Annotated in this window: 20 protein-coding genes; 5 read left to right on the top strand and 15 right to left on the bottom strand. The window is 45.4% G+C overall.

Going from position 1 to position 23,836, the window contains the following annotated elements:
- Both CBX98_RS04625 and add read left to right on the top strand, forming a co-directional pair.
- The gene (locus CBX98_RS04625; protein WP_005395037.1) at positions 1-2,547 is read left to right on the top strand and encodes an EAL domain-containing protein; all 2,547 of its coding nucleotides are present in this window, start codon (positions 1-3) and stop codon (positions 2,545-2,547) included.
- 147 nt (positions 2,548-2,694) lie between these two features.
- Complete coding sequence (add, locus tag CBX98_RS04620; RefSeq protein ID WP_005395038.1) at positions 2,695-3,699, top strand: adenosine deaminase; 1,005 nt, start codon at positions 2,695-2,697, stop codon at positions 3,697-3,699.
- A 70-nt stretch (positions 3,700-3,769) separates the two neighbouring features.
- Here the strand turns inward: add and hemN are convergent, their stop codons facing one another.
- The 5 genes from hemN to CBX98_RS04590 all read right to left on the bottom strand — a co-directional run bounded on the left by hemN (position 3,770) and on the right by CBX98_RS04590 (position 8,479).
- A complete protein-coding gene (gene hemN, locus CBX98_RS04615) occupies positions 3,770-5,161 on the bottom strand; it encodes an oxygen-independent coproporphyrinogen III oxidase (RefSeq protein ID WP_109168673.1) in 1,392 nt (463 codons plus the stop codon).
- A gap of 184 nt (positions 5,162-5,345) precedes the next feature.
- A complete protein-coding gene (locus CBX98_RS04610) occupies positions 5,346-5,834 on the bottom strand; it encodes a DUF2489 domain-containing protein (protein ID WP_005379254.1) in 489 nt (162 codons plus the stop codon).
- A 7-nt stretch (positions 5,835-5,841) separates the two neighbouring features.
- Positions 5,842-6,384: a Der GTPase-activating protein YihI gene (yihI, locus tag CBX98_RS04605; RefSeq protein ID WP_109168672.1), complete on the bottom strand. Its 543-nt coding sequence runs from the start codon at positions 6,382-6,384 to the stop codon at positions 5,842-5,844.
- Complete coding sequence (locus CBX98_RS04600; RefSeq protein ID WP_172605921.1) at positions 6,384-7,022, bottom strand: class I SAM-dependent methyltransferase; 639 nt, start codon at positions 7,020-7,022, stop codon at positions 6,384-6,386. The genes yihI and CBX98_RS04600 overlap by 1 nt, the downstream gene beginning before the upstream one ends.
- 839 nt (positions 7,023-7,861) lie before the next feature.
- On the bottom strand, positions 7,862-8,479 hold the full coding sequence (locus CBX98_RS04590) for a c-type cytochrome (RefSeq protein ID WP_005379248.1): 618 nt from the start codon (positions 8,477-8,479) through the stop codon (positions 7,862-7,864).
- Positions 8,480-8,638: 159 nt separating this feature from the next.
- Between CBX98_RS04590 and yihA the strand changes: the two genes are divergently transcribed.
- Positions 8,639-9,298, top strand: coding sequence for a ribosome biogenesis GTP-binding protein YihA/YsxC (gene yihA, locus CBX98_RS04585; protein WP_005394452.1), 660 nt, complete (start codon positions 8,639-8,641; stop codon positions 9,296-9,298).
- Positions 9,299-10,046: 748 nt separating this feature from the next.
- Here yihA and polA read toward each other — a convergent pair.
- From polA to hemB, 3 genes are all read right to left on the bottom strand, one after another.
- Positions 10,047-12,833: a DNA polymerase I gene (gene polA / locus CBX98_RS04580; RefSeq protein WP_006741776.1), complete on the bottom strand. Its 2,787-nt coding sequence runs from the start codon at positions 12,831-12,833 to the stop codon at positions 10,047-10,049.
- Between the two features lie 620 nt (positions 12,834-13,453).
- The gene (locus CBX98_RS04570) at positions 13,454-13,888 is read right to left on the bottom strand and encodes a GNAT family N-acetyltransferase (RefSeq protein WP_012841227.1); all 435 of its coding nucleotides are present in this window, start codon (positions 13,886-13,888) and stop codon (positions 13,454-13,456) included.
- 127 nt (positions 13,889-14,015) lie between these two features.
- A complete protein-coding gene (hemB, locus tag CBX98_RS04565) occupies positions 14,016-15,077 on the bottom strand; it encodes a porphobilinogen synthase (RefSeq protein ID WP_031777176.1) in 1,062 nt (353 codons plus the stop codon).
- Between the two features lie 184 nt (positions 15,078-15,261).
- Between hemB and CBX98_RS04555 the strand changes: the two genes are divergently transcribed.
- On the top strand, positions 15,262-16,023 hold the full coding sequence (locus CBX98_RS04555) for a TatD family hydrolase (protein WP_109168670.1): 762 nt from the start codon (positions 15,262-15,264) through the stop codon (positions 16,021-16,023).
- 461 nt (positions 16,024-16,484) lie between these two features.
- Here CBX98_RS04555 and tatC read toward each other — a convergent pair whose 3' ends face one another.
- From tatC to rmuC, 7 genes are all read right to left on the bottom strand, one after another.
- A complete protein-coding gene (gene tatC, locus CBX98_RS04545) occupies positions 16,485-17,237 on the bottom strand; it encodes a twin-arginine translocase subunit TatC (protein ID WP_005394442.1) in 753 nt (250 codons plus the stop codon).
- A gap of 68 nt (positions 17,238-17,305) precedes the next feature.
- The gene (gene tatB, locus CBX98_RS04540; RefSeq protein ID WP_048624600.1) at positions 17,306-17,704 is read right to left on the bottom strand and encodes a Sec-independent protein translocase protein TatB; all 399 of its coding nucleotides are present in this window, start codon (positions 17,702-17,704) and stop codon (positions 17,306-17,308) included.
- 3 nt (positions 17,705-17,707) lie between these two features.
- Positions 17,708-17,953, bottom strand: coding sequence for a Sec-independent protein translocase subunit TatA (gene tatA / locus CBX98_RS04535; RefSeq protein WP_005382958.1), 246 nt, complete (start codon positions 17,951-17,953; stop codon positions 17,708-17,710).
- Between the two features lie 53 nt (positions 17,954-18,006).
- Positions 18,007-19,641 carry a ubiquinone biosynthesis regulatory protein kinase UbiB gene (gene ubiB, locus CBX98_RS04530; protein ID WP_104974618.1) on the bottom strand — a complete coding sequence of 545 codons (1,635 nt, stop codon included), beginning with the start codon at positions 19,639-19,641 and terminating at the stop codon, positions 18,007-18,009.
- Entirely contained in the window at positions 19,638-20,273 is a 636-nt protein-coding gene (locus tag CBX98_RS04525; protein WP_109168669.1) for an SCP2 domain-containing protein, read from the bottom strand. The genes ubiB and CBX98_RS04525 overlap by 4 nt, the downstream gene beginning before the upstream one ends.
- Positions 20,274-20,284: 11 nt before the next feature.
- Positions 20,285-21,064 (bottom strand): bifunctional demethylmenaquinone methyltransferase/2-methoxy-6-polyprenyl-1,4-benzoquinol methylase UbiE, encoded by a 780-nt coding sequence (gene ubiE, locus CBX98_RS04520; protein ID WP_005394436.1) that lies wholly within the window; start codon positions 21,062-21,064, stop codon positions 20,285-20,287.
- Between the two features lie 78 nt (positions 21,065-21,142).
- Positions 21,143-22,675 (bottom strand): DNA recombination protein RmuC, encoded by a 1,533-nt coding sequence (gene rmuC, locus CBX98_RS04515; protein WP_109168668.1) that lies wholly within the window; start codon positions 22,673-22,675, stop codon positions 21,143-21,145.
- 168 nt (positions 22,676-22,843) lie between these two features.
- Between rmuC and CBX98_RS04510 the strand changes: the two genes are divergently transcribed.
- Complete coding sequence (locus tag CBX98_RS04510; protein ID WP_109168667.1) at positions 22,844-23,752, top strand: DMT family transporter; 909 nt, start codon at positions 22,844-22,846, stop codon at positions 23,750-23,752.
- Positions 23,753-23,836 lie beyond the last annotated feature (84 nt).

The following is a 23,836-nucleotide window of genomic DNA, read 5'->3' as shown; positions in this document are numbered from 1 at the left end:
ATGTCTACTGCTACGACTCAAATTACACTGCGTACCGCTGTTCTCATTCCATTTGTCATGATCTTCTTACTGGCGATCGGTGTCATTGTCTACGTCCAAAAACAAAGCTACGAAGAAGTGGTCACAGATATCAGCGACAAACAACTTTCCGTGTTAACCGAAAGTGTCCACGACCACCTTAATAGCTATCTGCGCAAGCCGTTTACTGCGGTTATGGCTCTCGCGCATAACGTCAGCTATCACAACCTTTATCACCCTCACGACACCTCAGATATTCAAAGCTACCTGCTGAGTGCATTCAAAAACCTTTACCAATCGATACCGCAGTTGGATGTCATCGCATTTGGTTCAGAAAGCGGTGACTTTGCCGGGTTCCGCCGCGAGCTTTCCGACGATTACACCTTAATGGTTCAAGATCGATATACCGATGGTGATCTGATTATTTATGGCACCAACCATGTGAGTAATAGCATTCGAACGGTTATCTCTCCATACGATCCTCGCACTCGCCCATGGTATACGCCCGTCGCAGAGACTCAAACCTCGATGTGGTCTGAGATTTATACGAATGCCGATGAACGCCAGGATATTACGCTGTCAGCCATGACACCGGTGTATAAACACGACCAATTTGCTGGCGTGTTGGTGACAGACATTCGCATCAACACATTTAACGAATTTCTACGTGAGTTAAAATACAACACCAAAGCTTCGGTCTACATCATGGACCCAGAGCATCGTTTAATCGCTCACTCAGGCCCGGGAAGCGTCATCTCATGGGGTACAAAGTTTTCTGATAAAGGGCAGCGTTTGTTTGCGGCTGAAAACGCAGATCCGATCATCAAAATCAGTGCGAGCCGCGTTCGGTCGTTTGATCTCAACAATACTAAGCAACCTTACACCTTTTCATTTGAGCATGACGGCCAACGTATTTTCAGCCGACTAACCCCATACCGAGATCAAAACGGTTTAACATGGTTTATTGGCACCTCTATATCTGAATCCGAGTTGCTGGGTACATTGCCGAAAAGCCAACAAAAGAGTTGGCTAGTCGGGTTTATCGTCAGCTTATTTGGTATCGCCATCAGTTGGATCATTTTCAACCGAGTCACCAGGCCGATTAACGCGACGGCTGACGCCGCCCAACACCTTGCGAATGGCGATTGGGACAGCAGTATGCCAAAACCTGGTTATGTGTATGAGACAACGGTACTTGTGCATGCCTTTAATGAGATGACGAGTAACCTCAGAGCCTCATTTAAAGCGTTGCGTGAGCAGTTGGTTTATGACTCTCTGACACGCTTATACAGTCGTCAAGGCTTGGTCGAAATCTGTGAGAACCAATCTCACCTGTGCCACGGCAGTTTATTTTTACTTGGTATCAACAAATTTAGAGATATCAACGACAGTGTGGGTCATCATAACGGTGATCAACTGCTGGTCAGCATCGCAGAAAGGCTAAAACAAGAGTTTAGTGATAACGCGTTACTGGCTCGGATTGGTGGTGATGAGTTCGCAGTGTTTCTCTCAAACGCCGATACGGAAGCCAAAGTTAAACAAACCGAGCGTCGATTACAGCAACTCTTTTCCACCCCATTTATGGTGGAAGGTGAGAATGTAGTGATGAAGATTTCACTTGGCATTGTGCAAACCCAACCAAATGAAACCATGCCGCTGTGGCTTCGCAACGCCAGCATCGCATTAAGCTACGCCAAGCAAGACTCACTGACCGGTGTCTGTCATTACAGCCCTGAACTGGCAAGCGCTTCAAAGTTCCGCACCCAAATGCTGACTAAGATTCAAACTGGCATCGAAAACCAAGAGTTTGTCCCTCATTATCAACCTATTGTGGATCTCGCTAGTGGTAATGTGTGTGGCGCAGAAGCGCTGGCGCGCTGGCACAGTGACTCAGGAATGGTGTCACCATTAGATTTTATTCCAATCGCAGAAGAAAGCGGCATGATCAAAGCCATTGGCCAACAAATTCTGTTACAAGCTTGCCGCGATACATACCAAGCCATTCAAAGTAATCAGTGGCCATCAGACTTCCAACTGCATGTGAACATCTCCGTTAATCAACTGTCCTGCCCTGATTTTGTCGATACAGTGACCAACGTATTGGATATCACAAAATTACCCGCCAGTAACCTAACACTGGAGATCACCGAGTCGCGCATTATTGATAGCGCACCAACCACACTGGAAAACATGACCAAACTGCGTGATATGGGGATTGGGATCGCGATCGATGATTTCGGTACCGGTTACTCATCACTGGGTTATCTTCACTCACTGCCATTTACTTGTTTGAAGATTGATCGCACCTTCATCAATCAACTCACGCAAGAAAACTTAGACAGTTCGGTCGTTGCTGCGGTCATCAATATCACCGCAGGCCTCAAAACCAATGTCGTCGCAGAAGGCGTAGAGGATAGCAATCAAGCACAATTACTGCGCTCTTTAGGCTGCAACCAAGTGCAAGGCTTCTATTACAGTCGTCCAATGCCACTAGAAGAGTGGCCAACACATTTGGTTAACATGAAGTAGAAAAGAGCGAGAATCGTTGATTTCCTAGTCATCCTCTACTGACAATCTACCTAACTGTTATTTATACTTAACTGCAAATCTTACCCATGTATTGTCACAGATGATGTTTGGGCCCTGTTCCAGTTCATAACTATCCGGATCGACATAATGATAACGAAGAACCTTCCTCTTACTGATTTGCACCGCCACCTTGACGGTAACATTCGTACTAAAACGATTCTTGAGCTTGGCCAAAAATTTGGTATTGCTCTGCCAGCGTACGATATTGAGTCTCTCACTCCTCACGTTCAAATTGTAGAAGCGGAACCCTCTCTTGTTGCTTTCCTTTCTAAGCTCGACTGGGGTGTTGCGGTACTGGGCGACCTAGATGCATGTCGTCGTGTGGCGTACGAAAACGTAGAAGACGCACTAAACGCTCAAATCGATTACGCTGAACTGCGTTTCTCACCATACTACATGGCAATGAAACACAAGTTACCAGTAGCGGGTGTTGTTGAAGCAGTCGTGGACGGTGTGCAAGCGGGTATGCGCGATTTTGGCGTGAAAGCCAACCTGATCGGCATCATGAGCCGCACATTTGGCACCGACGCGTGCCAACAAGAACTGGACGGCATTCTGAGCCAAAAAGATCACATCGTTGCTGTCGACTTGGCGGGTGACGAACTGGGCCAACCGGGCGATCGCTTTGTGTCTCACTTCAAACAAGTACGCGACGCTGGCCTTGGGGTAACGGTTCACGCTGGTGAAGCAGCAGGTGCAGAGAGCATGTGGCAAGCAATCAATGAGCTGGGCGCAACTCGTATCGGTCACGGCGTAAAAGCGATCCACGATCCAAAACTGATGGATTACCTAGCAGAAAACCGCATTGGTATTGAGTCTTGCCTAACATCAAACTACCAAACAAGCACGGTAGAAACGTTAGAAAACCACCCTCTCAAACAGTTCCTAGAGCATGGAGTTCTTGCGTGTCTGAACACTGACGACCCAGCGGTTGAAGGTATCGAGCTGCCATACGAATACGAAGTAGCGGCACCAGCAGCTGGTCTGAGCCAAGACCAGATTCGCCAAGCACAAATCAATGGTCTTGAGATTGCATTCCTTTCAGAAGCAGAAAAAGCGGAACTGAAAGCAAAAGTAAAAGATCGCGCTTAAATCCAGCGAAAACATAAAAAAATGCCAGCATCTGCTGGCATTTTTTTATATCTTGAATCGGCGTCTATGATTAGATAACACGAGAGAATTGTTGCTGACGCGCCTTCGCTCGCAGGTACTTATCGAAGCTCATACAAATATTACGGATCAGCAAACGACCTCGCAGCGTCACACGAATTTCATTGTCATCCACTTCCACCAGCTCATCATTGATGAAGGTCTGAAGTAGCTGCAAGTCTTCTTTAAAGTACTGATCAAACTTCACTTTAAACTCAGACTCGATCGCTTTCTTGTCTAGTTTAAAATTACAAATCAGCTGCTTGATCACTTCGCGACGTAGCAAATCATCAGAGTCCAGCGAGACCCCTTTCCACAGTGCGTGACGAAGTTCGTTGACTTGAGCGTAGTATTTCTTCAGCTCTTTCTGGTTTTGCGCGTATGCATCGCCGATCATCGAGATTGCAGAGACACCAAAGCCAACCAAATCACATTCACCTTGTGTGGTGTAGCCTTGGAAGTTGCGATGCAAAATACCTTCGCGCTGAGCAACGGCAAGTTCGTCATCAGGCAATGCAAAATGGTCCATACCGATGAACTGGTAGCCAGCACCAGTCAGTGTCGCGATGGTGTCTTGCAGAATCGCCATCTTCTCTTCTGCTTTAGGCAGATCTTCGTCTTTAATCTTACGCTGCGCTGCAAATAGCTGTGGCATGTGCGCGTAGTTAAATACGGACAGACGGCCCGGCTGCATTTCCAGTACTTGTTCTAACGTCTTGGCAAAAGAGACTTTGGTTTGCTTTGGCAAGCCGTAGATCAAATCTAGGTTTGTCGAACGAAAACCCAACTCTTTTGCGCGCGCAACCATCGCAAAGATGAACTCTTCATCTTGCTCACGGTTCACCAGTTTTTGCACTTCTTTGTTGAAGTCCTGAACACCGATGCTCAAGCGGTTAAAGCCTTCGCTACGCAGGTGATCCAACATGGTGATCTGAATTTCACGCGGGTCAACTTCGATACTGATTTCAGCATCACTGCTAAAGGTAAACTCTTGGCGCAACAGGCTCATTACGCGTGTAATTTGCTTTTCAGAAAGGAACGTTGGCGTACCACCACCAAAGTGCAATTGCGTTACCGTTCTGCCCACCAATAAGGCTGCACGTTGACGAATCTCATGCTCAAGCACATCGAGGTATTCGTCCGCTTTGTGCGAGTGGCGCGTGATGACTTTATTACAACCACAGTAGTAACAAAGCTTGTGACAGAACGGAATGTGCACATACAGCGATAATGGGCGGTCTGGGTACTGAGTGCATGCCATATCATAATCAGAAATGGTGAACGCTTCATGGAACTCCAGCGCCGTTGGGTACGACGTGTAGCGAGGACCGGAATAGTTGTACTTATCCAATACCGCTTGATCCCAGACGATTTGCTGCTTCGATTCAGTGTGTTGATTCGACATGGTGGTACTTTCCGTTAAATGCTAGGGCAACGAAAGCCGTCACCCGATATTCAGAGCCGCTATTTTGCCATACGACGATGACAAGCGTGGCAACGCCGACTGGCTTTTTAATTATAAAACTAAAGAAGTGCTAGCGTGATCACGATACCCCCAACAGTCATAAGGAAACCATTGGGGGTAACTATTAAATCATCTGAATATTGATTTGATTATTCAGTGGCTGGACGTTTTTCTGCAACACTTTGAGCTCCTCAATGATCGCATCAGTGAGGCGGCTTTCCGCTTTATGACGCGTCAAGTTCTGTTGCATACGCTCTTTCTTGGCAAGTTGTTGGCGTTCTTCACCACGCGCCATATCTTTCACGATATGGTAAAGCTCAGAAATTGCAGGGTACGTTTTATCGAAATCGACACGGTCTTCACCTTGTACATAATCCATGATGTTATACACACGAATACTGATTTCAGATAAATCGCATTGGCCTTGAATACCCGCCTGACACAAGGTATGCACATTCTCAAAAATGTTGGCGTTACGTTTATCTATCGCCAATTTTTGATGCTTTAGCTGCAATTCCTTTTGCTTTTTCAATTGAAGCAGAAGGTAACCTGCATAAGAAGCAAGTGCGATGATAATCACAACACCAGCAATAGCTAATAAGGTTACATTCATAGCTTAATTATCCTTTGTAGTCGTCGAAGTTAATGTCGTCGAAATCTGCCAGCAAGTCATCATCATTGCGCGTGCTTTTCTCAGCAGGAGCAGTGAAGTCTTCCTCTTCTTCAGGTTCCAACAAACCTAGTTGGTCCATTAGCTTCTCAATGCGGTCGAGCTTCTCATCGACGTATTTCTGTAGACCTGTGCCTAGGTTTTCACCCGCTTCAATACGGTCTAGCAACACGTTCAATTGCGCATCATTTTCTAGCATCTCTAGTTCTTGCTCTGCCGACAAACGACGCTCTTGCTTCGTCATTTTCCTCGCAGGCTCAACAACCAGAGGAATTTTCTTTTTACTGCCTAAACGCGGGTCGCGGTTTTGTGCAGCAGCTTGCTTTTTCTGCTCGTTAACTTCTGAGTTACGGTTACCCGTTTTCAAGCCTTTGCGCTTTTTAGCACGCTTGCGTAGGCGGCCTTCCACATCAGATTCTGTACGGTTACGAGTTACAACAAACTCAGGTGCGCCAGCGGCACCTGGCTTTCTAGATTTTTTACTACGGCTCATTACTGGGGTTTCCTCAGTAAAATTACATCATTACCAATAAATTCGAGTTCGAGCTTATCCCGCTCTGCTAGGAACTGGAACGTGTCACGACTAAAGAACACTACATGAGTGAGATCGTTCTTATAATGCCATGATTTGAAAGCCTCCACGTCGATGACCATTTTCGTCATCAGGCCTATCCAGCCCCCTGGCTTAACTAAATTCAACCATTGCTTCCACACCAAATCTGGGTGGTAGAGGTGCTCTATCACCTCTGTTGCTGTCATGAAGTCATACGTTTTATCTAAAACCGACGTATCAGGGTGGTAGTAGAGATCGTACAACGCCATGTTGTGCCCCGCCTCTTCCAGCATCAAGGAGAGCGTTGGGCCAGGACCACAACCAAAGTCGATACCATTTGATTGTGGAGAAATTCGCTCTGTGAGCGGGTCAGCAATACGCGACAAAAAGCGTCGGTAACCTAAATCTTCAGGGTTGTTCTCATGCAAATCATAGTGAGCTTTTTCGGTTTCCGCATCCAAACGTTGGTCTGGATTCACAAACACCAAACAGCACTGCTCACATTGAAGATATTCACGTCGCTTATCTTCAAAATAGTGGTGAGTACGCTGATTTTGGCATAAAGGACAGGTATGCATGCTGACTTCCTCAAACAGGGATGCGAAACATACCAGAAAGTGAACTCAGATTGGAGTGTTACTGAGTATTTTTTCAGCAATTTTTGTTAAAAAACTTTGTTTACAACCCATCGAAGTAAATAAGTGCAGTAATCGTAATTCAGATTGCGACTTACCAAGGGAAAAGAATATAAAAAAAGCGACAGTCAGACTGTCGCTTTCTAAGTGCCATCAAGTGGCGAAACTGTGTTGCACACATTTGGTGCACCAATGATCCCTTTGTTTTTCGAGCTTTCCCTGCCAAAAAGAGTTGTTTTTCATCTTCCTGATGAGTTTTGGCTATCCGTTTACTTCCTGTCTACTGAGCAACTTCCTGTGCCTGATCCGTTTCACTGTCTTAACCGTCAGACGAGATGACCATCCTTATCAGATAGGCTCCCTACCTATCTAAATCCCTTTCTAAATCACCAAGCATCCGAGCTACATCCTTGGAGACCTAAACCGTGGTCTAAAATCCTTACATTCACCCCCTGTGAACGACTTCTACTTTACGCCATCCCGCGATGCTCACAAGTAATGGGTTGAAAAAATAATCCGCCTATTTTCTAAAAATATCAAAATTATCATTTAATCAAAAACTTAAAAACACTAACAAGAAAAAGCCAACATCAAGTATGGCAAATGTCTCACAAACTGCCGAGCCAACTATCGCTTTCGCATCCAAACTCGACTGTGATATCTGTCACGAACAAAAATGCCCTAGTGAATTCACTAGGGCATTTTTGTACAAGTTGCTCGAACGATGTAGGGACATCTACCCAACCAGCTCAAGATGCAGGATCTTGAGCGATTTAGGTATATTAGTGCAGACCGCCAACGTATTTAGACAGCACTTCGATATCTTCGTCTGTCATTTTCTTCGCGATGTCGCGCATCATGGCATTCATATCATTACCACGGTCGCCATCACGGAATTTTTCTAGCTGAGCTTTGATGTAGTCAGCATGCTGACCAGAAATTTTAGGGAAACCTGAAAGCTCTGTACCATTGCCACGAGGACCATGACATGCAATACATGCGGTTAGGCCACGCTCGGCATCACCAGCGGTATAAAGCGTTTTGCCTTTTGCTACCACATCTTCAGGTGTTGAGTTTTCTGAAACTGGTAGCGAAGCGTAGTAAGCAGATAGGTCTGCGATATCTTCATCGCTCAGTGGCATTGCCATACCACTCATTACAGGATCGTAACGACCTTGTTTACCACCACTTGTCATGCCTAGCTTAAGTTCTTTTAACTGCTTCTCAAGATACTTAGCGTGTTGGCCTGCGAGTTTCGGGTACGTTGTTATTGCACTGTTGCCATCTGCTCCGTGACAGGCGACACAGGTTTGTGATTTTGCTTTACCAGCCTCAATATTACCTTGGGCCCATACTGAGCAACTGGCTAAAAGACTCAAAATTAGCGCTAATTTCTTCATGACATTCCATTATAATTATCAAGCTTCCAGTACCACGGAATGTGAACATACCGCGTACACTCATGGTACAATAGGCGACCTTATGCCGAGCACGGTTATTTTACACATTTTCACAAAAAAGTAATCAATCGACTACACAAAGTCGAGATGGAGTTAACAGTGAGCGTAAAAATTCATTACCAAAATACGCATTTCATCACCAGCGCACCCGATATTCGTCACCTACCGGAAGACGAAGGTGTCGAAATTGCGTTTGCAGGACGCTCAAACGCTGGTAAATCGAGTGCACTTAACCGTCTAACTAATCAAAAAAGCTTAGCCAAGACATCAAAGACACCTGGTCGTACGCAATTAATCAACCTTTTCAAAGTAGAAGAAGGTTGTCACATTGTCGATCTACCTGGATACGGTTTTGCTCAAGTACCGGTAGAGATGAAAAACAAATGGCAGAAATCTTTGGGTGAATACTTACAGAAACGCGAGTGCCTAAAAGGCTTAGTGGTTCTGATGGACATTCGTCATCCAATGAAAGATCTCGACCAGCAAATGATTTTCTGGGCCATCGACAGCCACATTCCTGTGCAAGTTTTGCTAACCAAAGCAGATAAACTAAAAAGTGGCGCACGCAAACAAACCCTGCTGAAAGTTCGTAAGCAAGTAGAAACTTTCGGTGGTGACGTTTCCGTTGATGTGTTCTCTTCCCTTAAAGGATTAGGCGTTGATCAGCTGCGCGCAAAACTGGATACCTGGTTTGCACCAGCGCTCGCACACCTGATAGAAGAAGGCGAACTGGATACCCCAGCAAGCGACGAAGAATAATTAACAATATTTGTTAAATCTTTTCGACACGGCCCTACCATTTGGTGGGGCTTTTGTTTATCTGAGCTAAATAACAGGCAATAAAAATCCCCACCTTCCTGGCAGGGATAACGGGAGAGAAAAATTGGTAATTATTGTTATGTGACGAAGCATTGCTGAACTATCGGATGATTTCAATAGCTTAAAAAGCCGACTAACTTTAGCTTTCGCTTAATTAACTCACAACCATAACCAATAAAGAAAATACAATTCAACAAGTTAGACAGAAACCTACCCACTTTCACGTCAACTTAGTTTCCTTCAAGAAAAAATCATAGTGTGATTGGCATAAATTTACAGACTGAATAGTTTGCGAGTTTTTGAAGAAAATTGGAGTGTAGACAATAGGTTAAAGGTGGGAGAAATATAAAGACAAGTCGTTACCAACCCAACACATTGAACAAAAAGAAAAATTTTCTTTCGCCCAATAAAAAACGCCCCAGTCAAAAGCTGACTGGGGCGGCTGAATCAGCCTAATCCAATAACGTGAAACAAAAGGTCTGAAAGATAGAACATCTTACCTCTGTACCCTACGAGTATTAATGTACAACAATTGGTCAGAATTGCAAAGAATTTTTGTAGTTTTTTTTCATGAAATTTTTATTAAGCAACATCAAAGTTAACTTTGCGCTAGCTTTTTTAATCGCAAAAAAAAGCCAGCGTTTGTGCGCTGGCTCATAATTAATTGGTTATTTTGGTCTAAAAGTGACTAATGAGCTTGATCCCAGTTGTCACCGTGCCCTGCTTCTGCAACCAACGGTACTTTTAGCTCTGCTGCAGATTCCATCAATTTCTGTACTTTACTTTCAATTTCGGACAATGATGACTCTTCAACTTCAAAGACCAATTCATCGTGTACTTGCATTAACAACTTCACACGGCCATTGCCTTCTTCCTGAATCCACTGATCAACCAACAGCATCGCTTTCTTAATGATGTCCGCAGCCGTACCTTGCATCGGTGCGTTGATTGCCGCACGTTCAGCGGCTTTACGACGCATCCCGTTGCGCGATTTGATTTCTGGTAAATGCAAACGTCGACCAAAAATCGTTTCAACATAGCCCTTATCTGCAGCCGTGCTGCGCGTGTCTTCCATGTACTGCATAACGCCAGGGTAACGCTCAAAGTATTTATCCATGTAGGCTTGTGCTTCGCCGCGAGGGATACCAAGCTGCTTCGCCAAACCAAATGCACTCATGCCATAGATAAGCCCGAAGTTAACGGCTTTAGCACGACGACGCTGCTCGCTCGATACTTGTTCAATATCCAGACCCATAATTTCTGCCGCAGTTGCCGCGTGAATGTCTTTACCATCACGGAAGGCATCTAATAACGCTTGGTCGCCAGAAAGGTGAGCCATGATGCGCAGTTCGATTTGCGAGTAGTCGACCGCTAAGATCTTATGCCCAGATGGTGCGACAAACGCTTGGCGAATACGACGGCCGGCTTCGTTACGAATTGGAATGTTTTGTAAGTTCGGATCGGTAGAAGATAGACGACCTGTTGCGGTTACTGCTTGATGGTAAGAAGTATGCACACGCCCTGTTGTTGGGTTGATCATCTTCGGCAGCTTGTCCGTGTACGTCGATTTAAGCTTCGCCAAACCGCGATATTCCAAAATCAATTTTGGCAGTGGGTAATCTAAGGCAAGCTCTTGTAGCACTTCTTCATTCGTCGATGGTGTACCTGATGGCGTTTTCTTCACCACCGGTAACCCCATTTTTTCAAATAGGATGGCTTGTAATTGCTTTGGCGAGTTCATGTTGAACTCTTGCTCTGCAATTTCATACGCTTTCTTTTCAAGCTCATCAAGGCGAGCGGTAATCTCGACCGACTGCGCACTCAGCTTCATTTCGTCAATAAAGACCCCGGTGCGTTCAATGCGCGAAAGAACTGGCACCAACGGCATTTCAATCTCTTCGTACACTGTCTTCAGGCTTTCATCCTGCTCGATATTCGCAAACAAGCGATTGTGCAGACGAAGGGTCACATCCGCATCTTCTGCCGCGTATGGCGATGCTTGTTCCAACTCGATTTGGTTAAACGTAAGCTGATTTTTGCCTTTACCTGCAATTTGCTCAAAAGAAATGCAACTATGCTGTAGGAAGCGCAGCGCCAAGCTGTCCATATCGTGTTTACCGCCGACACTGTTGTAAATGTACGATTCCAACATCGTGTCGTGCTTGATACCTTTTAGCTCAATATCATAACGAGCCAATACAGACGCATCATACTTTAAGTTTTGACCAACTTTTGCTTTCGCTGCATCTTCAAGAATTGGCTTAAGCTGTTCTAGAACCCAATCACGATCAAGCTGTTCAGGTGCATCTAGGTAGTCATGTGCAACAGGCACATAAGCGGCAATACCTTCATCGACAGCGAATGACAAACCAACTAGGTTCGCTAGCATGTAATCTAGGTTGTCGGTTTCCGTATCAAACGCAAACAACTCGGCCGTTTGAAGTTTGTCTAGCCACGCATTGAAGGTTTCTTCATCCAGAATCGTTTCATATTGGCTGCGGTCGATTGTCACTGCGGAAGTTTCCATCTCGGCATGAGAAGCAGAGGCTTGAGCAGAGCCAGCAAGCTCAACAGCTTCTACCGACCCAGAACCACCTTCAAGTAGTTCGTTCAACCAAGATTTAAACGTCAGTTGACCATACAGCTTCACTAGTTCGTCTTTATTTGGTTCCGCTTTCAGCAGTGATTCTGGCGTTTCTTCAAGTTCAACATCCAATTTAATGGTCGCGAGCTCGTACGACAGCATGGCATTTTCTTTGTTATCGATGAGCTTCTTCGCCATGGTTTTAGAACCACGGAAGCCAAGCGCAGCAATGTCATCGAGATTTTCATACAGCTTAGTCAGACCGCCAATACCTTGCAGTAGTGCGGTCGCGGTTTTATCACCCACGCCTGGTACACCAGGGATGTTATCTACTTTATCGCCCATCAGCGCTAGGTAGTCGATGATTAACTCAGGTGGAATGCCAAACTTTTCAACCACACCTTCACGATCCATCACGACGTTCGTCATAGTGTTGATCAAGGTAATATTATCATCCACCAACTGCGCCATGTCTTTATCACCAGTACTGATCAATACAGGCATGCCCTTTTGTGATGCTTGATGCGCCAACGTACCAATGACGTCATCCGCTTCGACACCAGGAACGCAGATCAGTGGTAAACCCATCGCGCGAATAACATTGTGCAATGGTTCAATTTGGCAACGCAGATCATCCGGCATAGGCGGACGATTAGCTTTGTATTCTGCATACATATCATCACGGAAGGTTTTTCCCTTCGCATCGAAAACCACCGCGATGCGCTCAGACGCAAACTGACGCATCATGCTGCGTAACATGTTCACGACACCGTAAACGGCATTAGTTGGAATTTCACCATTGCTCATGGTGCCCGGGTAGGCGTGAAAAGCGCGATATAGGTAAGAAGAGCCGTCGATAAGGATCAACGGATTTTCAGGAATACTTGCCATAATTGTCTGTATCCAATTCAGTACTTGAGAGATCTGCCTAGGATGCCATGACTGCTGATCCGAATCTATCTTGTTCGCTCGATCTAGGTCGCGTAAATTTTTCGATTTTATTCACGAAGATAACCTCACCCTGTGGATAACTCTGTTTATAGAAATTATCCACTGGTTATCCAATGATAGAAAACACAAAAAACACGCACGTTAAGTTATTGTTTTTAAATATTTATTTTATAAAACGGCGAGAAGAACAACGATCCTTAAATGATCATCGTGTGTGGAAAAAATACGAATAGTGACGTCAAATAGAAATCGTAGAAAAGAAAAAAGCGACCCGAATGGGGTCGCCTAGCAGAAGTGGTAAAGCAAATTCTGTAAATAGAGCAGCTTAACCAAGAAGCTATAAATTACACTGGAAGCAATGTGAGCAATGTCGTGTCAAAAAGAATTCGTGCAAGTTCTCGGAAAAATGTTTCATCACTTCTCAACTTTCAGTTAATCAACTTCTGTTAATAAGTCATTCAACGTCCTTGTGAACTCTTCCTCATTCCCTAAGACAGGTTTAATAATAATGATTCTCATTTCGTAGTCAACAGTTAAATGAGAAAAAATCTCATTTATTTTCACATCGCTTTAATGAAATGAACTCGAGATTCACGAAGATTAATTTTTTCTTCAAATTTTTCAATGATATAGCCATTTCTCAATAACAATCGAAGCATAGCAGGAAACTGATTTCGAGATTTCACTTTTAACGTGTTATAGCCTTGCTCAGCCGCCCAATCTTCTTGTGCTTCCAAAAGCAATTGTGCCACGCCTTCATTTCGAGCCTCAGGAACTACACCACCTAACCAGCTATAGAAAACACCATCCTCTAATTCGTAACCTATTTTGAAGCCGACAATCGTGCCATTTTTTTCTGCAACGAGGATTAAACTGTTTTTCTCTTCTAAACGTTGAGTCATGGAGTCTACCGTTTCTCCTTTCGAAAATTCGGTAACACGTGCCACAACTTGAAGTGCTTCTTCCAATGTGCCTTCACGAATCAGCATTGTCATTGTTCTCTTCTCCAAAATAAAAATACCCAAGCACCTTGGATTGTTACTGTTGTAATCCGCCTGAGGTTACTTGGGTATATACAGACGAACAACTCTTGTTGGTCTGGTGTTTCTCACTGAGCGATAATTACTCTTCAGTCGCTTCCGGAGTACGATTTAGGTGTTGAGCAGTTTGTGCATTCTCTTCTGCCAACCACTCAGCCACATCTTTCGCAAAGTACGTTAAGATGCCGTCAGCACCTGCACGTTTGAAGCACAGTAGTGATTCCATCACAATTTCGCGCTCTTTGAGCCAGCCATTCATGATCGCCGCTTTATGCATCGCGTACTCACCAGACACCTGATAAGCAAACGTCGGTACCTGAAGTTCGGTTTTAACTCGGCGAACTACATCTAAGTATGGCATACCAGGTTTAACCATCACCATGTCCGCACCTTCATTGATGTCTAGCGCCACTTCGTGGATCGCTTCGTCAATGTTTGCTGGGTCCATTTGGTAGTTTTTCTTGTTGCCGCCTTTTAGATTTGAAGAAGAGCCAACCGCATCACGGAATGGTCCGTAGTAGTTCGACGCGTACTTAGCCGAGTAAGCCATGATTTGTGTATGAATGTAGCCCGCATTTTCTAATGCTTCGCGGATCTTACCAATACGGCCATCCATCATGTCTGAAGGCGCGACGACGTCAGCACCCGCTTCAGCGTGAGACAAAGCCTGCTTAACCAGTACTTCCGTGGTTTCATCATTCATTACGTAGCCATCTTCATCGATGATGCCGTCTTGGCCGTGCGTCGTGAATGGGTCAAGTGCCACGTCTGTGATCACACCGATTTGAGGAATATGTTCTTTAAGCGCACGTACTGCTCGCTGAACCAAACCTTCTGGGTTGTAGGCTTCAGTAGCACATAAGCTTTTAGCGTCTTGGTTTACGACAGGGAAAAGCGCGATTGCTGGAACGCCTAGATTTGCAAGGTATTGCGCTTCTTCTAGCATTAAATCAATCGACAAACGCTCTACACCCGGCATGGACTCCACGCTCTCACGACGATCTTTACCCATTAGGATGAACATTGGGTAAATCAGATCATTAACAGAAAGTTGGTTCTCAGCCATCAAACGACGACTAAAATCGTGCTTACGTAAACGACGCATACGGCGTGCAGGGAATGGACCTTGAATTGATACAGACACCATTTTCTCCTTGTCTGGACGGTTATGATGATCAAATCATCTGGTGAACAAAATCATATCACTCTTGATGCATGTTGCGAGTGACAATCTGGAAAAAGGTAATGAAAAAAACTGAAAATGACCCAGCACTCACACTCAAGTATACTTCGAATACGAAACCAATCATGAAGCACAGAGAGTAACGATGATCGATACCCACGCGCACATCTATGCCAGCGAATTTGATAACGACCGCGATGAAGTAGTACAACGCGCCTTAGCGCAAGGCATTAATAAGATCCTGTTGCCAAACATCGATCTGGACTCTATTGAGCCCATGCTACAAACCGAAGCGGCATATCCTGACGTGTGCCACTCAATGATGGGACTCCACCCTTGCTATGTGGATAACAACGTTGAGCAAACGTTGAAAATCATCCGCGGCTGGTTTGAGAAACACAAGTTTATTGCGGTGGGCGAAATTGGTATCGACCTGTATTGGGACAAAACCTATCGCGCCGAGCAAGAGATGGCATTCGTGACTCAGCTAAACTGGGCAAAAGAGATGGATTTACCAGTCGTTATCCACACTCGTGATTCGATTGAAGAAACACTCACTTTGCTAAGACACGAGCAAGATGGTCGTCTGCGTGGTGTATTCCACTGTTTTGGAGGCAGCTTAGAAGAAGCGCAAGCAATCAATGAGCTAGGCTTCCACTTAGGCTTGGGTGGCGTATCGACCTTTAAGAATGGCGGGATGGATAAAGTAATTCCACATTTGGATATGCAGTGGGTCATTTTAGAAACCGATTGTCCATACTTAGCGCCTGTACCGCACCGTGGTAAGCGTAATGAACCAGCCTACACTTCTCTCGTTGCACAACGTGTTGCCGACTTGCGTGATGTCGATGTCGCAACTATCGATGCAATAACGACTGAAAATGCCAAAAAGCTGTTTAATATTTAATTCACGAAAATTGAAAAAAGCGACGAAATCAACGTCGCTTTTTTATTCCCTAAACTATTGAATGAATGATTCAACCTATTGAAATAATAGAACAACCCACACAAAGTTATTGATAAACATAATAATTAACTAGCAACTCTACTTACCTCTCATATCGCCACTTTACTTCGTCTGTTTTGCAAAACTGTCGACAATTAGACATATTCTTTTTCTATACTGCTTTATGCCCATTAATTAGCACAAATGTAAAACAGCATGAATATGGAAGTTGAAGTGTGTACACATGGTGCTTACTTACAACGCGTACCGCGCAGTTTTTTTCAAAAGCTGCTGGGCATCAAGGAAGTATACGTATGCACAAAGTGTGGTTACGTCATGAAAGTTAAGTAGTTAGCCCAAGAAACAAACCAACCGCAAAAAAAAGCGGCTCAATTGAGCCGCTTTTTACATCTACAGTAAACTTATTCTTCGGTTTCCGCTTCTGCCTCTTCGCCTCGACGCGTATAAAAACGCGCAAAGAATAAACCGACTTCAAACAGTAAGCACATCGGAATGGCGAGTAAGGTTTGTGAGATCATGTCTGGTGGCGTTAACACCATACCTACGACAAACGCCGCCACAATGATATAAGGCCGTTTCTGTCTTAGATCTTCTGGTGTGGTGGCCCCAGTCCAACACAACAAAATAATCGCAACAGGCACCTCGAATGCGATACCAAACGCCATAAATAGCGCCAGTACAAAATCGAGATAGCTAGAAATGTCGGTCGCAAACTCTACACCACCCAATGAGATAGCAGTAAAGAAGCCAAACACTAGTGGAAACACCACAAAATACGCAAATGCCACACCGCAATAAAACAGCAGTGAGCTGGAAAACAGCAACGGCATAATCAAACGACGCTCATGTTTGTATAAGCCAGGAGCAACAAAGGCCCAAACTTGATACAAAATAAACGGCACCGCAATAAATACCGAAGCGATTAACGTCAACTTCAGTGGCGTGAAAAAGGGTGAAGCCACATCCGTAGCAATCATGGTCGCGCCTTCAGGTAGACGCTCTACTAAAGGTGCGGAAACAAACTCGTAAATGTGGTTAGAGAAATAAATTAGTCCGACAAACACCACCAACACTGCCAAAATTGAGCGCAGTAGTCGGTTGCGAAGCTCCAACAAATGACTAATTAAAGGTTGTGTCTGCTCGACGGTAGACATTGCAAACCTCTTATTAAAAACCAGATCAAAAAGGAGCTACCAATCACTAGTAGCTCCTCCTAATGAGACTATTCGGCTTTCTTATCTGCCGCTGTAACCTTGCTCTCTTCCGCTTTCTCTACCTTTTCTGCTACTGGCTCTGTTTTTACAGGCTCAGCCTCTGAATCGGTGTTCTTTGCGTAAGGACGATTTACAGATTGCGCTGCCTTCTTCAATTCTTCGACTGAAGATTTCAACTCAGGGGACAAATCATCCATCCCCATTTGCTCTGCTTTGCGCAAGTTTTCTTGCAGCTCTTGGACTTTCAGCTCGTGTGACAATTCGTCTTTGACGCTATTTGCCATACTCTTAGCGGCACCGATAAAGCGAGACACGCTGCGAATAGCATGAGGCAAACGCTCCGGCCCAAGAACGACCAGACCAACAACAGATATTAATACCAGTTCCCAAAAACCGATATCAAACACGTTTTACGCCTGCTCTTTGTCTTTTTTCGTTTCAGGAGCAGCTTCTTTTTTCTGCTGCTCTTCTAGACTTTTTGGTTCGAAGTCTGCGTCTTTGTCATTTTTCGCAGGTTCATCTTCGCTCATCGCTTTTTTGAAGCCCTTAACGGCACCACCCAGATCGCCACCGATACCGCGTAGTTTCTTAGTTCCGAATAGCAATACAACAATTACAGCAATGATTAGAAGTTGCCAAACACTGATACCACCCATTCTCTTTACCTCGGGTCTTTAAATAAACAAAAAATATTTCAAGAGTTTAACGTCTATTGACGATAAGCTCGCCAACTAAGCAGCCAAAATGTGACACCTGCGATACCGCTGGCCAACGAAAGCTGCTCAAAAGCATTGTTCACCAATATTGCCGAGCATACGACTAAAGTGGCGCCAACGCCAAATAAAAACTTTCCTGTCGCCTGCTGGCGCTTGCTCTGACGATACCCTTGGTAAAGCTGATCCATGCGTTGGTTCATCGCTTTACCTTGTTTCAGGCTATCGTAAAGCAGCTCTGGCAGTTCCGGTAGCTTCTCCGCCCAAAATGGCGCGCGATCTTTAATCGCATTCACCAAAGCTTGCGGCCCAACTTGATTCATCATCCATTCTTCAAGGAATGGTTTTGCGGTCTCCCACAAATCAAGCTGAGGGTACAGCTGCCTACCAAGCCCTTCCACGTACAGCAGCGTTTTTTGCAGCAATACAAGCTGTGGCTGAACCTCCATGTTGAATCGACGTGCTGTGTTGAACAAATTCAACAGCACATGACCAAAGGAGATTTCGCACAGCGGCTTAGCAAAAATAGGCTCACACACAATACGAATCGCGAACTCAAACTCATCGACATTGGTATCGGCAGGCACCCATCCTGAGTCCACATGTAACTCCGCCACTCGGCGGTAGTCTCGATTGAAAAACGCCAGAAAGTTTTCCGCCAGATAACGCTTGTCTTCACTATTAAGTGTACCAACGATTCCGCAATCTAGCCCGATCCACATTGGGTTCTCTGGGTGTTCTGGTTTGACGAACACGTTCCCCGGATGCATATCGGCATGGAAGAAGCTGTCTCGGAACACCTGAGTGAAGAACACACTCACGCCGCGCTCCGCGAGCAATTTCATATTGGTGCCATTTGCTTTCAAGCCTTCAATATCAGAGACTTGAATGCCATATATTCGCTCAGAAACCATGACAGTTTCATTACTGAAGTCAGGAAAAACTTCAGGAACATACAATTCTTCGCTGCCTTCAAAGTTGCGGCGCAACTGAATGGCATTCGCCGCTTCACGTCGTAAGTCGAGTTCATCAAGCAATGTTTTCTCGTACTCACGTACAACTTCAACTGGTTTCAAACGACGTGCTTCAGGCATCGCTCCGGCGACTATACGCGCCATTCGGTGCATCAGTTTTAGATCTGAATCAATGACCGGGCGAATATCTGGGCGGATAACCTTTAATACCACTTCTTGGTTAGAGTCTTTTAAACGCGCAGTATGCACCTGAGCAATCGATGCTGACGCCAGTGGTTTGATATCAAACTCGGTAAACCAGTTTTCTAACGGACCACCTAATGCTTGCTCCATCTGCTTTTTTGCTAGCTCACCATCAAATGGCGCGACTTGGTCTTGAAGCAAAGCTAGGGGATCAGCAATATGCGGAGGAAATAAGTCACGGCGCGTTGACATCATCTGACCGAACTTAATCCAAACTGGCCCCAGCTCTTGCAACGCTAAACGCAGGCGCTCACCGAGTGGTTTTTCTGGATGCTTGTTCTTAATCCAGAACAGGCTTTTGCGCAGTAATAACGGAGCTTTGGTCAGTTGGTGATCGGGAAGCAGCTCATCTAAGCCGTATTCCAGTTGTACTTTGGCGATGTGGTATAAGCGCTTTAGTTCTGCTGGCGTCATGGTTTCTCCAATGCCGGCTTATTTGCATCCAGCTTATTCAGCAAAGCAGTCAAGCGTGCTTCAACGCGAGAAGCCTGGCTGCGAACCTCATCAACCTGGTCGCAAAAATACGCCACTTCTAGAGGAGCAGGTGCCAACTTCCACTCTTCAGTCACTACTTGCGCAAGATGACGCTGGTGTTTCTCTGCTTGAGATGCGAGGAAGTTGCCTATGTTTTTTGAACCTTGCACAAAGGTATGTGCGGCGACATCGCCAGTTACGCGAGACAACCACTCTTCAACATCTGGCTTGCAATCCACCATCAACTGAGAGAATTTCTGCGCCAATTGAATATCGCCTTCAAGCTCAAGTTTATCTTGTTTAATAAGGCGAGTGATGTTGGCCTGGTCACGCAGCTCTGGCAACACGCTCAAGTTGAGCGATAAGTAGCAGTTTGGCTGTCCTTCGTAATGACCGAGCACATCAATTTGCTGACTAAAAACGAACGTCAGTGTTTTATTGATCTCTTTCAGGTGAACTTGAATAACTTGACCTTTTAGACGCGCTAAACGACGGCCCAATGCAGGGTCGTCTTTGATCAGAGTATTCAGTGGCGTTTCAATCACAGCGGTGATAAGTGGTTCAAATGGCATGCCGTTAACCCTTAGAATTTATAACCGCGATGCAAAGCCACAATACCACCAGTTAAGTTGTAGTATTTGGTGTTTTCAAAACCTGCGTCTTGCATCATGCCTTCCAGCGTTTCTTGGTCTGGATGCATACGGATTGACTCCGCTAGGTAGCGGTAACTCTCTGAGTCATTCGCAACTAGCTCACCGATTCTCGGCAACAAGTGGAATGAATATGCGTCGTATACTTTCGATAACGGCTCTAGCACTGGTTTTGAAAATTCCAACACCAATAGACGGCCGCCTGGCTTCAGTACGCGGAACATTGAACGAAGCGCTTTGTCTTTGTCAGTCACATTACGCAAACAAAAACTGATGGTGATGGCATCAAAATAATCATCTGGGAACGGCAGTTCTTCTGCGTTGGCTTGAACGTAATGCACGTTACCCACAATTCCGTTATCGCGCAGTTTATCGCGACCAACATTAAGCATTGAGTTATTGATATCGGCAAGGATGACATGGCCTTCATCACCAACAATACGCGAGAATTTCGCCGTTAAATCACCCGTACCACCACCTAGGTCAAGAATACGTTGGCCAGGGCGAGCGCCACTACAATCGATAGTGAAGCGCTTCCAAAGGCGGTGAATACCACCAGACATCAGGTCATTCATGATGTCGTATTTTGTTGCCACGGAGTGGAATACTTCGGCAACCTTAGTCACTTTTTCGTCTTTTGCCACTGTAGAGAAACCAAAGTGAGTGGTTTCATTCTCTAACGCTGTATTGGATTGCAAACTTGTGTCCGTCATTCTAATTCCTCTTAGGCAGCGCTTTCTCTCTGCGGGGCGTTTGCTGACAAATAAAATCGCCCACTGCACTGCGGGCGATTAGTTTACTTTATCCTCAGCCGGATGTCTTTCTACTAACGGGTCATTTTCTGAAAATGAATCACTCTGCGCTAACTGTGCGAGGTCAGAAGAAATTGGTCGTTTGATTTCAACCCCAAGGTGCTTAAAGCTTTCGGCTTGACGAATCACATTCCCGCGCCCTGTGGCAAGCTTGTTCATTGCGCCTTGATAGCTTTGATTCGCCTTATCCAGCGCACCGCCGAGCCCTTCCATGTCGTCCACAAACAATCGTAATTTGTCGTAGAGTTTTGTCGCGCGCTGCGCAATCATTTTGGCGTTTTCATTCTGGCGTTCATTGCGCCATAGATTATCAATGGTGCGCAGTGCCACCAGCAACGTTGTTGGGCTCACCAAAATGATGTTTTGCTCCATCGCTTCTTTGATCAAACTTGGATCGGCTTGAATCGCGACTTGGAACGCAGGCTCAACCGGAATAAACATCAGCACATAGTCCAAACTCTGAATACCTTTGAGTTTGTGGTAGTCCTTCATACTTAAACCCTTAATGTGAGTACGCAGTGCGGCTAAGTGCGCACTCAAAGCCTGGTCTCGCTCGGCATCAGTTTCGGCGTTGAAATAGCGTTCATAGGCGACTAGCGCCATTTTGGAATCCACAACCACTTGTTTGTTTTGTGGGAGATGAACAATCACATCAGGTTGGTAGCGCTTGCCTGCTTCATTTTGCAAATTCACCTGAGTCTGATATTCGTGCCCTTCACGCAGTCCCGACTCGGCAAGCACCCTCGCGAGCACCACTTCACCCCAATTACCTTGCTGCTTGTTGTCCCCTTTCAACGCTTGGGTCAAGTTAACCGCTTCGCGCGTCATTTGCTCATTCAAACGTTGCAGGTTTTTGAGCTCATGCACTAAGGTATGGCGCTCTTTAGCTTCTTGGCTAAAGCTGTCATTAACGTGCTTTTTGAATCCTTCTAGCTGCTCTCGGAGCGGTGACAACAAACCTTCCAAACTCTGACGGTTTTGCAAGTCGACCTTCGCGGTTTTTTCTTCAAACAGTTGGTTGGCCAAGTGCTCAAATTGCTGTTTCAGGCGCGCTTCCGCTTGCTCTAGAATTTGCAGTTTTTCGGCATTGGCTTGGTTGATTTGCTCATGACGTGCTTGCTGCTCACGCAGTTGCGTTTCTAGACGTGATTTGTGCTCACGCATCTGACCAAGCTCATCAAAGTATTGCTGGCGCTCTTGCTTTACAGCCTCGAAGTAACGCAGTTTTTCCATTGCGGCCATCAGCTTTCCGTGTGTTTGGCGTACTTCAAACGCGGCTTTATCGCGCTCATCATCTAATTCATCCAACTCTTGCTGGGCATTGGCAAGGCTTTGTTTAACCTGTTCAAGCTGCTGTTGGTGAAGCTGCTTTTCTGAAACAAGTTGTTGTTCGAGAAGCTGAGTTTGGGTGATAAAACGCTGTTTCACCCACCAACCGACGGCGACACCACTAAGCGTGGCAGCGCAAAGAGAAGAGAGAATGAGAGATTGGTACTCAAGAATCCATTGCATAATAGCGAGTTAGCCTGTGTTTTGTATCTATAACAATGGTATTTAGACACTGGATAAATGTCCAGTTTGTTGGATGAAAAATCCTCGCATACACTAGGCCTTCCTATAATATTCTTTCTTCCGCTCAAATGAACCAGACCGAGCGGCACATCATCACGCAGAGGCATCATGAACGAGCGTCGCGCCCTAGGATTTGGGCTCTCAGCAGTATTACTTTGGTCTACCGTTGCAACCGCATTTAAACTCACGTTGGCAGAATTTACGCCAATCCAAATGCTGTGCATTGCCAGTATCGTCTCTGCGATTGCGCTGACGATAATCTGTGGTGTGCAAGGCAAGTTGGGCCAGTTAAGTGCCACCTTCCTCTCAAATCCTTGGTATTACCTACTGCTTGGGTTGATTAACCCCTTGGCGTATTACGTCATTCTCTTTAAAGCGTATGACTTGCTGCCTGCATCCCAAGCCCAAGCGATCAACTACAGCTGGGCCATTACCTTGACGCTAATGGCTGCTGTTTTCTTAGGGCAGAAGATCCGTGCTAAAGATTGGCTCGCTTGCGGTTTTAGCTATGTAGGCGTGATTGTGATTGCCACACAAGGCAATGTTCTCGGCATGCAATTCGAGAGCCCGTTGGGCGTGGGACTGGCGCTGCTATCGACACTGTTGTGGGCTGGTTACTGGATTTTAAACACCAAAAATAAGGCCGACCCTGTGGTTGGTGTATTACTTGGTTTTTTGGTCGCTATTCCATTTGCCATTGGTTTAAGTATTTATGAAGGTGCGAGCTGGCAGGCAATCTCAATTAAAGGCTGGGCAGCGGTGACGTATGTCGGGCTATTTGAAATGGGGATTACTTTCGTCCTATGGCTAAGCGCCCTCAAATCGACGCAAAACACAGCCCGCATCAGTAATCTGATCTTTGCTTCGCCATTCATCTCACTGATGCTATTGGCAACCATCATTGGTGAAGAAATTCATCCATCAACCTTGATTGGTTTAATACTGATCATCAGTGGATTAGTGGTCCAACAAGTATCGTGGGGTAAAAAAAACAAAGCCATGAGCACTTCTCAATGATGAACAAAAAACCTCAATAAACGATGCAATGAGTTGGATAAAAAAGAGATATAGCTAACAGTTTAATGATAGAAAGCGCCTTAC

The organism is Vibrio sp. T9 (assembly GCF_003123985.1).
GTDB classification, from domain to species: Bacteria; Pseudomonadota; Gammaproteobacteria; order Enterobacterales; family Vibrionaceae; genus Vibrio; species Vibrio diabolicus.
Note: the sequence above shows the minus strand (reverse complement) of the source record. Positions and strands in the feature narration are given on the sequence as shown.